At 56.9% G+C, this 10,145-nt stretch carries 11 protein-coding genes and 1 pseudogene; 8 read left to right on the top strand and 4 right to left on the bottom strand.

The window, feature by feature from the left end:
* Window positions 1–265: 265 nt before the first annotated feature.
* Window positions 266–1,471: a tyrosine--tRNA ligase gene (tyrS, locus tag WG29040_RS24200; protein WP_003444446.1), complete on the bottom strand. Its 1,206-nt coding sequence runs from the start codon at window positions 1,469–1,471 to the stop codon at window positions 266–268.
* Between the two features lie 211 nt (window positions 1,472–1,682).
* On the opposite strand from tyrS, the gene WG29040_RS24195 reads away from it, so the two are divergent.
* Window positions 1,683–3,074 carry a peptidoglycan DD-metalloendopeptidase family protein gene (locus tag WG29040_RS24195; protein ID WP_127197092.1) on the top strand — a complete coding sequence of 464 codons (1,392 nt, stop codon included), beginning with the start codon at window positions 1,683–1,685 and terminating at the stop codon, window positions 3,072–3,074.
* Between the two features lie 3 nt (window positions 3,075–3,077).
* Entirely contained in the window at window positions 3,078–4,169 is a 1,092-nt protein-coding gene (locus WG29040_RS24190) for an anhydro-N-acetylmuramic acid kinase (RefSeq protein ID WP_060781716.1), read from the top strand.
* Between the two features lie 75 nt (window positions 4,170–4,244).
* Here WG29040_RS24190 and erpA read toward each other — a convergent pair whose 3' ends face one another.
* Window positions 4,245–4,595, bottom strand: coding sequence for an iron-sulfur cluster insertion protein ErpA (gene erpA / locus WG29040_RS24185; RefSeq protein ID WP_003444456.1), 351 nt, complete (start codon window positions 4,593–4,595; stop codon window positions 4,245–4,247).
* A 168-nt stretch (window positions 4,596–4,763) separates the two neighbouring features.
* Window positions 4,764–5,798: an N-acetyl-gamma-glutamyl-phosphate reductase gene (gene argC / locus WG29040_RS24180; protein WP_127197091.1), complete on the bottom strand. Its 1,035-nt coding sequence runs from the start codon at window positions 5,796–5,798 to the stop codon at window positions 4,764–4,766.
* Window positions 5,799–5,932: 134 nt separating this feature from the next.
* On the opposite strand from argC, the gene hemJ reads away from it, so the two are divergent.
* The 6 genes from hemJ (at window position 5,933) to coq7 (ending at window position 9,969) form a co-directional block, all read left to right on the top strand.
* Window positions 5,933–6,361, top strand: a complete 429-nt coding sequence (gene hemJ, locus WG29040_RS24175) for a protoporphyrinogen oxidase HemJ (RefSeq protein ID WP_003444463.1) — start codon at window positions 5,933–5,935, stop codon at window positions 6,359–6,361.
* A gap of 30 nt (window positions 6,362–6,391) precedes the next feature.
* Window positions 6,392–7,351: a nitronate monooxygenase family protein gene (locus WG29040_RS24170; RefSeq protein ID WP_003444464.1), complete on the top strand. Its 960-nt coding sequence runs from the start codon at window positions 6,392–6,394 to the stop codon at window positions 7,349–7,351.
* A 64-nt stretch (window positions 7,352–7,415) separates the two neighbouring features.
* Window positions 7,416–7,931 (top strand): DUF805 domain-containing protein, encoded by a 516-nt coding sequence (locus tag WG29040_RS24165; protein ID WP_127197090.1) that lies wholly within the window; start codon window positions 7,416–7,418, stop codon window positions 7,929–7,931.
* 76 nt (window positions 7,932–8,007) lie between these two features.
* Window positions 8,008–8,796, top strand: coding sequence for an SDR family oxidoreductase (locus WG29040_RS24160; RefSeq protein ID WP_010656637.1), 789 nt, complete (start codon window positions 8,008–8,010; stop codon window positions 8,794–8,796).
* Between the two features lie 66 nt (window positions 8,797–8,862).
* The gene (locus WG29040_RS24155; RefSeq protein WP_003444467.1) at window positions 8,863–9,201 is read left to right on the top strand and encodes a histidine triad nucleotide-binding protein; all 339 of its coding nucleotides are present in this window, start codon (window positions 8,863–8,865) and stop codon (window positions 9,199–9,201) included.
* A 120-nt stretch (window positions 9,202–9,321) separates the two neighbouring features.
* Complete coding sequence (gene coq7, locus WG29040_RS24150) at window positions 9,322–9,969, top strand: 2-polyprenyl-3-methyl-6-methoxy-1,4-benzoquinone monooxygenase (RefSeq protein ID WP_127197089.1); 648 nt, start codon at window positions 9,322–9,324, stop codon at window positions 9,967–9,969.
* A gap of 52 nt (window positions 9,970–10,021) precedes the next feature.
* Here the strand turns inward: coq7 and WG29040_RS24145 are convergent.
* A pseudogene (locus tag WG29040_RS24145) lies at window positions 10,022–10,145 on the bottom strand (integrase core domain-containing protein); the annotation flags it as partial.

Below are 10,145 nucleotides of genomic sequence, written 5' to 3'. Positions count from 1 at the left end.
CTGTTGCTGTCAAGTGGTTATTTTCAGATGTTTTCAAAGTTTCCTTTGTAACATCAACCACTTGCGCTTTCGATCTCTCGTTAGCGGGAGGCGAATTCTACAGCGTTACACGCTGCTGTCAACACCTCATTTCCTGCTTCGATGACTTGAAGCTGACACTGCCGAAGAATCATCCAACTCATTGAAAATCAAGGAGTTTTCCGTTTCGACTGCGCCGGAAGTGGGCGCATTATAGGTTAATAAAATGCGCCGTCCAGCTCTTATTTCAGTTTGATTCAGCTTTCAGGGTAATACGGGCAAACGCCTTCTTCCCCGCCTGGCAAACATGGGTCGAGCCCAGTGCATATATATAGGTGCGGTCAACCACCTCACCATCTATACGTACACCACCGGAACCCAGCAAATCCCGCGCAACCGCAGAGTTCTTCACCAGCCCGGCCTTATTAAGGACTGCAGCGATCGGCATATCCTCAGTAGCGGTCAGCTCGACCTCAGGCAGATCATCAGGCAACTCGCCATCCTTCATGCGGTTGCCCGCACCGCGATGGGCATTTGCAGCAGCCTCTTCACCATGGAACCGGGCCACAATCTCTTCCGCCAACCTGATTTTGATATCGCGCGGGTTTGCACCAGCTTCAACCTCAGCCCTGAATGCATCGATCTCGTCCATCGAACGAAAGCTCAGCAACTCAAAGTAACGCCACATCAGCGCATCCGGAATAGACACCAGCTTGCTGTACATCACACCCGGAGCTTCCTGGATGCCAACATAGTTGCCCAGAGACTTGGACATCTTCTTGACGCCATCCAGCCCTTCAAGCAGCGGCATGGTAACAATGCACTGGGCTTCCTGACCGTAGCCGCGCTGCAGCTCACGACCCATCAACAAGTTGAACTTCTGGTCGGTACCACCCAGCTCCACGTCTGCCTTCAAGGCAACAGAGTCATATCCCTGCACCAGCGGATAAAGAAACTCGTGGATGGCAATCGGCTGATTCGTGGTGTAGCGCTTATCGAAGTCATCGCGCTCAAGCATGCGAGCCACGGTGTACTGAGAGGTCAAGCGAATGAAATCGGCCGGCCCCATCTGATCCATCCAGGTGGAGTTGAATGCCACCTCGGTTTTTGCAGGATCAAGGATCTTGAACACCTGAGTCTTGTAGGTTTCGGCATTGGCCAGCACTTGCTCACGGGTCAACGGTGGACGCGTTGCACTCTTGCCGCTCGGATCGCCAATCATCCCGGTGAAATCACCAATAAGGAAGATCACCTGATGCCCCAGTTCCTGGAACTGACGCAGCTTATTAATAAGTACGGTGTGACCCAAGTGCAGATCAGGCGCCGTGGGGTCGAATCCGGCCTTAATCCGCAACGGCTGACCGCGCTTGAGTTTCTCGACCAGTTCAGACTCGACCAGTACCTCTTCGGCACCACGCTTGATTAGCGCTAGCTGCTCTTCAACCGACTTCATATCAGACCCGTAAGGCTCAAATTCAAAGGGAACCAACCATACAAGATCAGGGACTAATTACAAGTTCCGGGCGGCATACGGCAACTATCCGCGCGCGAATAGCTCGCGGACTTGCTTCAAGGGCGATTTGGTTATATTTTATACAGTTATTTCATGTTCACCGTGCCAGTCATCTTTTCCAATTCATCCTTTATTCAAAGTCAAATTATCTATGACCAGTCAACCGCCTAAAGCGCCACCGCTTTATCCGAAGACCCACCTGCTCGCAGCAAGTGGTATCGCCGCCCTCTTGAGTCTGGCCCTGCTGGTATTCCCCTCCAGCGAAGTAGAAGCCAAAAGAACGACTCTCAATCTGGAACTGGAAACGCCTGCAGAACAACTGACACAAGATCAAGACGCTGCAGAACTCACTCAGGCCACAAATGAAGCGACTCCATCGCCTTTTGCCCAAATTGAACAACAGGACAACCCTGTAGCAAAAGTTGAGGAAGACAAAGCCCCCAGCCACCGCGAAGTAGTGGTTTCCAAGGGCGATACACTCTCGACCCTGTTCGCTAAAGTAGGCCTTCCTGCCACCTCAGTGCATGAAATCCTGGCCAGCGACAAGCAAGCCAAACAATTCAGCCAGCTGAAACACGGGCAGAAGCTCGAATTTGAAATGGGCCCCGATGGCCAACTGAACAACCTGCACAGCCAGGTTAGCGACCTCGAGACCATCACCCTCAGCAAATCGGCCAAGGGCTATACATTCCGGCGTGTTACTACCCTTCCGGTAGTGCGCTCGGCCTATGTACACGGTGTTATCTCCAGCTCGCTGTCAGCATCTGGCCAGCGTGCCGGCCTGCCCCACAGCATGACCATGGAAATGGCCAAAGTGTTTGGTTACGACATCGACTTCGCACAGGACATTCGCCCGGGCGACCAGTTCGAAGTGATCTACGAGCAGAAAGTGGCCAACGGTAAAACGGTGGGTACGGGCAACATCCTCTCGGCGCGCTTTACCAACCGCGGCAAGACCTACACCGCCGTACGCTATACAAACAAGCAAGGCGTCAGCAATTACTACACGGCTGACGGCAGCAGCATGCGCAAGGCATTCATCCGCACACCGGTGGACTTCGCCCGTATCAGCTCGCGCTTCTCCTCAGGCCGCAAACACCCGATCCTGAACAAGATCCGCGCCCACAAAGGCGTAGATTATGCCGCGCCGCGCGGTACGCCGATTAAAGCAGCCGGTGATGGCAAAGTACTGCTCGCTGGCCGTCGTGGCGGCTACGGCAATACCGTAATCATTCAACACGGCAATACCTACCGCACCCTTTACGGGCACATGCAGGGCTTCGCCAAAGGCATTAAAACCGGCGGATCGGTGAAGCAAGGGCAGGTGATCGGGTTTATCGGCACAACAGGCCTTTCCACGGGTCCTCACCTGCATTACGAGTTCCAGGTCAACGGTGTGCACGTTGATCCCCTGGGCCAGAAGCTACCAATGGCTGATCCGATTGCCAAAGCTGAGCGCACGCGCTTCCTGCAGCAAAGCCAGCCACTAATGGCCCGCATGAACCAGGAAAAGGCCACCCTCCTGGCCTCGAGCAAGCGCTAAGCGATGGCCCTCTATATAGGCGTGATGTCCGGCACCAGTCTCGATGGCATGGACATCGCCCTTATCGAGCTGGGGGCGAGCATCACCCTGCTCGCCACCCACTACATCCCGATGCCCGCCGCCCTGCGCAGCGAATTGCTGGGCCTGTGCGCCAGCGGACCTGACGAGGTGGCACGCTGTGCCATTGCCGAAAACCACTGGGTCGAACTGGCCGCTCAAGGCGTAAACACACTCCTTGCCCAGCAGCAGCTAACCCCGCAAGACATCCGGGCAATCGGCAGCCATGGCCAGACCATCCGCCACGAACCTGCCCTAGGCTTCACCGTACAGATCGGCAACCCGGCCCTATTGGCCGAGCTGACCAACATCTGCGTGGTCGGCGACTTCCGTCGCCGTGATGTTGCCGCTGGAGGCCAGGGAGCACCGCTGGTCCCGGCCTTCCATGAAGCCCTGTTTACGGGCGAGCATGAACATCGAGCTGTATTGAACGTAGGAGGATTCAGCAACCTGAGTCTGATAACTCCAACGAACCCTGTAGCTGGATTCGACAGTGGGCCAGGCAATGTCCTGCTCGATGCCTGGATACAAGAACAGCGCGGCGAACTGTACGACCGCAACGGCCAGTGGGCCGCCAGTGGCAAGGTTGAACCTGTGCTGCTTAACGCCTTGCTCAGCGACCCGTTCTTCCAGACCAAGGGCCCGAAGAGCACTGGCCGGGAAGTGTTCAACCTTAACTGGTTGAAACATCACCTCTTCGCCCTGCCAACCTTCCCCACTGAAGACGTGCAAGCAACGCTGCTCGAACTCACGGCACTGACCATCGTAGAGTCGCTGCAGTCGGCTCAGCCCCACACCGACGAACTACTGGTGTGCGGCGGCGGCGCCCACAATGCGGCCTTGATGACACGTCTTGCGCAACTGCTCCCGCAAACCAAGGTCAACAGCACCCTGGTCAAAGGGGTAGACCCTGACTGGGTCGAAGCCATGGCCTTTGCATGGCTGGCGCACTGCTGCCTGGAAAACATCCCCACCAATCGTCCCAGTGTCACCGGGGCCCGCGGCCTGCGGGTATTGGGCGGCATCTACCCGGCCTGACCTGCCCGCACAAACGCCAGACAGCAAAACGCCGCGAAACTACGCGGCGTTGAGTGTGAAACCTGTACTGCGCAATCAGATCGAGAACGATGATCCGCAACCACATGTTGTGGTGGCATTCGGGTTCTTGATCACAAAGCGCGAGCCTTCCAGACCTTCCTGATAATCCACCTCGGCACCCGCCAGGTACTGGAAGCTCATCGGATCGACCACCAGGCTTACGCCTTCGCGCTCAACAATGGTGTCGTCATCGGCCACTTCTTCATCGAAGGTAAAGCCATACTGAAAACCGGAACAACCGCCGCCCGTAACAAAAACGCGCAACTTCAAACGATCATTACCCTCTTCATCGACCAGGCTCTTCACCTTGTGCGCAGCACCTTCGGTGAATTGCAAAGCCATGGGGGTGAAGGATTCGACGCTCATGCTGATTATCTCCCGGCGATGTGCCGCCATAATGCGTGATGACGCGCATTATCCGCTTCTCCTAGAAAAGCGGTCAACTATTTGAGGGCAGCAGCAAGCGATCAGCTACAAGCTGCAAGCATGCCGCGCCCTCACTTACAGCTTGTAGCTTTAAGCTTGCAGCTGTTTTCAGGGCAACATTCCGGCGTGGGACAAGCCCAGGCGCTCATCCAGGCCGAACATGATATTCATGTTCTGTACCGCCTGGCCTGATGCTCCCTTGACCAGATTGTCGATCACCGACAGCACGACAACCAGATCGCCATCCTGTGGCCGATGCACAGCAATACGGCATACGTTGGCACCCCGCACACTGCGGGTTTCCGGGTGGCTGCCGGCTGGCATCACATCAACGAAAGGCTCGTTGGCATAACGCTGTTCAAACAAAGCCTGCAGGTCCACAGAACGATCAACCACGGTGGCATACAGCGTCGAGTGAATACCCCGAATCATCGGCGTCAGATGCGGTACGAAGGTCAGACCGACATCCTTGCCGGCAGCACGACGCAAACCCTGACGGATTTCGGGCAAATGGCGATGACCTTTAACGGCATATGCCTTCATGCTTTCGGACGTTTCAGCGTACAGCGAACCTACGCTCGCACCGCGACCGGCGCCGCTCACGCCTGACTTGCAATCGGCGATCAACCTCGTAGTATCCGCCAGCCCCGCTTCCAGCAATGGAAGGAAACCCAATTGGGTTGCAGTCGGATAGCAACCCGGCACCGCGATCAGGCGCGCCTGTTTGATTTGCTCGCGATTCACTTCCGGCAGGCCGTATACCGCCTCTTCGAGCAACCCGGGCGCGCCATGGGGCTGACCGTACCACTTGGCCCACTCATCCGCGTCCTGCAGGCGGAAATCTGCCGACAGATCGATCACCTTGGTACCCGCCTCCAGCAACTCGCCGGCCAGGGCGTGGGCTACGCCGTGGGGTGTGGCGAAAAACACCACATCGCACGCAGCCAGGGCTTGCGTATCAGGCACGCTGAACGCCAGACCGTCGTAATGACCGCGCAGGTTGGGATACATATCGGCAACAGGCAGGCCCGCCTCGGATCGAGAAGTGATGACAACCACTTCAGCCTGCGGATGCTGTGCCAGCAATCGCAGCAATTCGACCCCGGTGTAACCCGTGCCGCCGACAATACCGACCTTGACCATAACCTGCCCCTCAACGAACCCACTGGAAAGCCCACGATAATAGGGACAGCGCGCCCCTGCGACAACCGTCAAGGTGACTCCCGGACGCTCTACTACTACTATTTGATCTACCGTGAACCTGGGAATAACTAAAAATGCTTTATCTATGGCTCAAAGCCTTCCACATCATCAGTATCGTCTGCTGGTTTGCAGGCCTCTTCTACTTGCCCCGCCTCTTTGTTTACCACGCACAAAGCGAGGACGCCGTGAGCAAGGAGCGATTCAGCCTCATGGAGCGCAAGCTGTATCGCGGCATCATGGGACCGGCAATGATTGCCACCCTGATTTTCGGTGGCTGGCTGATCAGCCTTAACCCGAGCGGTTACTTCAGTCAGGGCTGGATGCACGTCAAGCTGACACTGGTGATTCTGCTCATCGGCTACCACCACATGTGTGGCGCCCAGGTAAAACGCTTCGCCCGCGGCGAAAACAAGCGCTCTCACGTGTTCTACCGCTGGTTCAACGAAGTACCGGTAGTGTTCTTGCTGGCCATCGTCATTCTGGCAGTGGTCAAACCCTTTTAAACCCGCCCCGCCATTTACCGAGGTTATCCAATGTCACTGCCCGCTTTGCTCGAAAAATGCTTGCGCCTGCCGGTGGTGGCAGCCCCCATGTTTCTGATCTCCAACCCTCAACTCGTCCTGGCCTGCTGCCGCAATGGCGTTGTGGGCAGTTTTCCTGCGCTCAACCAACGCGATAGCAATGGATTCAAAGCATGGCTTGAGGAAATAGAAGCGGGCCTGGCCTTACTGGATAATCCCGCGCCCTACGCCGTGAACCTGATCGTGCATAACAGCAACCCACGGCTACAGGCTGACCTGGCGATCTGTATTGAGCACAAAGTCCCGATCATCATCACCAGCCTGGGCGCGGCAAAGGAAGTCGTGGATGCCGTCCACAGTTATGGCGGCCTGGTGTTCCATGACGTCACCACTCGACGCCATGCAGAAAAAGCCGCAGAAGCCGGGGTCGATGGCCTGATTGCAGTCGCCGCAGGCGCCGGTGGCCATGCGGGAACCTGGAGCCCTTTTGCGCTGCTGGCTGAAATTCGCCAGTTCTTTGATAAAACAGTGTTGCTGGCCGGCTGCATGAACCACGGCCATGAGATTCTCGCCGCGCAAATCCTCGGTGCCGACCTTGCCTACCTCGGAACCCGCTTTATCGGCACCCGGGAAAGCCATGCGCCTGATGCGTACAAAGACATGCTGCTGGCATCCCGGGCAGCCGACATCATCCACACCCCGGCCGTCTCGGGTGTGCCCGCCAACTTCATGCGCAAAAGCCTCGAAAGCGCGGGCTTCGACCTCGACGCACTTCAAGGCAAAGGCGAGACCAAACTCAAGCCCCTGACTGAAGAAGCCAAGGCCTGGAAAACGGTATGGTCCGCCGGCCAGGGGGCAGGAGGCATTAACGATCTGCCGACAACTGAGCACTTGATCGCACGTCTGGAAGAGGAATATCGCAAGGCCCACAGCCTCACCCGCGAACTGGCCCGACACTGGCCCCATCACTGATACTCCCCCGGCCCGCCCACTACAGCGGGCTCTTTGCTAATGACCGCCTGACAAGGAAGCAGACATGACAGAACTCAGCCTGGAAAAAACGCCCGAGGAGCACTACGCGTATCCAGATCCCCTGGGATTCAGCGGACGGATCGGACGTATGCGCCTGCTGGCCTGGAGCCTGATTCTGGGTCTCATCGCCAGCGTTGTCGCACTACTGGTCCTGCTTGCGATCAAGGTGTCCCCCACTCTGGCCATCACCTTTGGCGCGACCCTGACGCTCGTCTTCGTCGTGGTCAATCTCAGAATCAATGCGCAACGCCTGCACGACCTCAACTGGTCCGCATGGATGCTGTTGCTGCATCTGGTGCCGGTGGCCAATCTGGTGTTAACCCTTGCGCTGCTGTTGATGCCCGGCACCCCGGGGCCCAACAAGTACGGTTTGCCACCTCCACCCAACAGCACGGCGGTCAAAGTCCTGGCCTGGATTAACATTGTGTTGATGGTTTTGGGTCTTTTCATCCTGATCATCGGCCTGGCTCTTGGCCTGCAGGACTCGTTGATCAACGCAGCCAACAGCAACAGTCTGTAGACTGCGCGTCTAAATGAACGCGTTAACGCCAGGGACATCATTGTCACCGGACTGCACCGTTGCGATGGAGAACAGCATGACCCGTTACGCTTTAATCACTGGCGCCTCCAGCGGCATTGGCCTGGCTCTGGCCGAAGCCCTCGCCCGCCGCGGTCGCAGCCTGATTCTTGTGGCCCGCCAGCGGGACGCGCTAGAAAGCATTGCGCTGGAGTTGACCCAGCGTTTCGGCGTAGAGGTACTGTTCAGGGCCTGTGATCTTGGCGAGCCATTGCGTCTTTCCGGTTTTTTACTTGAGCTCGAAGAAGGCGACCGGCAGATCGACCTGCTGGTCAATTGCGCGGGCATTGGCACTTGCGGCCCCTTCCTGGCGCATGACTGGAGCGCAGAACAAGATCTGATCGAGCTCAACGTGCTGGCTCTCACGCGGTTATGCCATGCCATCGGCAACATGATGGCGGTCCAGGGCGGCGGGCAAATCCTCAATGTGTCCTCGATTGCCGCCTTCCAGCCCGGGCCCTGGCTGAGCACTTATTTCGCCAGTAAAGCGTATGTGCTGCATTTTTCCGAAGGCTTGCGCGAAGAGGTAAAGAAAACCGGGATCAAGGTCTCGGTACTTTGCCCCGGTGTCACGCGAACCCGTTTCTTCGACGCGGCCAGAATGAACGCCGACAAGGTCAAGCAAAGCGAAGGCGCCATGACTCCCGAAGAAGTTGCGCTCTATACCGTACGCGCGCTGGAGAAAAACAAGGCGATCATAATTCCGGGCCGGCGCAATCGCTGGATAACCCGTATGCCACGCTTCTTCTCGCGCTGGATGACGAGAAAAATAGCCGCCCGGGTCAACAAATCCTATTGCCCGCGTTAACCGGACTGGGCGTAATCCGCTGCCCTGAGTACACTCGGACCGGACTTCACTCACGGAGACACAGCTTTGGATACTCTGTTCACCAAAATCATCAACCGTGAAATACCCGCCAAGATCATCTACGAAGATGATCAGGTGCTGGCATTTCACGATATCGCCCCACAGGCGCCGATCCATTTTCTGGTCATTCCCAAAAAACCGATCCGCACCCTCAACGACCTGCAGGAAGAAGACAAACTACTGGCAGGGCACATCCTGTTTACCGCACAACGCCTTGCCAAAGAGCTGGGCTGCGAAGACGGTTTCCGCGTGGTAATGAACTGCAATGAAAAGGGTGGCCAAACGGTCTACCACATTCATATGCACGTTCTAGGTCAGCGCCAGATGAACTGGCCGCCGGGCTGATTGCAAAACCGTACGCCATCGTGGGCGCTGCCCGGCTCCCACGTTCAGCGGTGATCCAGCGCAAACCCTGTACGCCCGATTGGGGTAAACTGACCGCCGTGATTTTTTCCGGAGGTAAGCATGACTACCCAACGTCACTACTCGCCGATTGACCGTCTTCTGTTACAGGCCGACACAGCGCTGCGTACCTTGCTGCCGTTCAGCGGCCAGCCCCATCGCCCGTCGCCGGCCATCGTCAAACCTGAAAACCCGCTGGACGAACAGGCAAGTCGCCATGTGGCCGGGTTAATGCGCATCAACCATACCGGTGAAGTCTGTGCCCAGGCCTTGTATCAAGGCCAGGCCCTGACCGCCAAACTGCCCCAAGTGCGCGAAGCCATGGAGCAGGCAGCAGATGAGGAAATTGACCACCTGGCCTGGTGCGAACAGCGCATCCGCCAGCTGGGCAGCCATCCAAGTTTGTTGAACCCGCTGTTTTACGGCATGTCCTTCGGGATCGGGGCTGCGGCAGGATTAATCAGCGACAAAGTCAGCCTCGGGTTTGTTGCCGCTACCGAAGATCAAGTGTGTAAACATCTCAACGAACATCTTGAGCAACTGCCCGCGCAAGATGAGAAATCACGGGCGATCCTTGAACAGATGCGCATCGATGAAGAGCAACATGCAGAGTCCGCACTCAATGCCGGCGGGTTCCGCTTTCCTGCTCCAGTGAAGTTCGGCATGAGCCTGATGGCCAAAGTCATGACCAAAAGCACCTACCGCATCTGACTGCCGGCACGACTTGAATACGCCAGGAACTGGCGATTCGCTCATGGGCTGTCTAGTCCTGAAATAGGTTTACACCTGTTTCACCCCAACGCCCGATGCATTGCATCGGGCGTTTTGTATTTCAAAGACTGGTGCGGACGCTCGCTGTTGTAAATCGATATCGACTCACTCACCAT

It is taken from the genome of Pseudomonas sp. PAMC 29040, assembly GCF_003994535.1.
GTDB lineage: Bacteria > Pseudomonadota > Gammaproteobacteria > Pseudomonadales > Pseudomonadaceae > Aquipseudomonas > Aquipseudomonas paraversuta.
Note: the sequence above shows the minus strand (reverse complement) of the source record. Positions and strands in the feature narration are given on the sequence as shown.